General features: G+C 73.7%; 1 protein-coding gene. It reads right to left on the reverse strand.

The genetic code is table 11. The features are described from left to right. A partial coding sequence (locus FNQ90_RS24610) for a DNA polymerase (protein ID WP_228471579.1) occupies positions 1 to 1014 on the reverse strand: 1014 nt, incomplete at both ends.

A 1014-nucleotide genomic window follows, 5' to 3' on the forward strand; every position in this document is an offset into this window, starting at 1 on the left:
CCTCCCCCACCACGAAGGCCCCCCGGATGGCGCGCCCCTCGTCGGTGCGCACGGGGATGTTCTGGAGGTTGGGGTCGGTGGAGGAGAGCCGCCCGGTGGCGGCGACCGTCTGCTGGAAGGTGGTGTGGATGCGGCCGTCCGGGGCGACGGCCTTGATCAATCCCTCCACGGTGGTGCGCAGCTTCGCCTGCTCGCGGTAGCGGAGCATCAGCACCGGCAGTTCGTGGTCGGTCCGGCCGGCCAGCCACATCAGGGCGTCGGCGTCGGTCGTCCAGCCGGTCTTGGTCTTCTTGGTGCGGGGCAGGCCCAACTCGCCGAAGAGGACCTCCTGCAACTGCTTGGGCGAGCCGAGGTTGAACTCGTGTCCAACCGCGGTGTGGGCGTCCTCGACGGCCTGCCGGACAGCGGCGGCGAACTGCTGCTCCAGCCGTTCCAACCGCCCCCGGTCGGCGGCGATACCGGCGCGCTCCATGCGGGCGAGCAGGTCGGAGACCGGCAGCTCCATGTCGTGCAGGAGGTCCTCGGCGCCCACCTCCCGCAGCCGCTCGTCCAGGGCGGTCCCCAGATCCAGGACGGTGCGGGCGCGGCGCATCAGCGCCTCGGACTCGGCGTGTTCGTCGGCGTCCAGGGCGAGTTGACCGTCGGCGCCGCCGGCCGCGACCGGCTCGCGGCCGAGGAACTCCAGGCCCAGGCCCTCGAGGTCGAAGGAGCGCCGGCCGGGCTGGATGAGGTAGGCGGCCAGCGCGGGGTCCATGGTGATGCCGGCGACCTCCCACCCGTGCTCGGCCAGCACCCGCCGGGCCTGCTTGGCGCCGTGCACGACCTTGGGACGGTCCGGGTCGGCGAGCCATCCGGCGAGGGCGCGCTCGTCGTCGGTGTCCAGGTCGGTGGGGTCGATGTGGGCGGCCGGGCCGTCGGGGCGGGCGAGCGCCAGGGCGTGGACGGTGCCGCTGCCGAGCTTCCACTCGTCCAGCAGTGACATGCCCAGGGGCCCCTCGGCGTGCCGCCCCAACC

The sequence above is a fragment of the Streptomyces alkaliphilus genome, assembly GCF_014141535.1.
In the GTDB taxonomy this organism is placed as follows: Bacteria; Actinomycetota; Actinomycetes; order Streptomycetales; family Streptomycetaceae; genus Streptomyces; species Streptomyces alkaliphilus.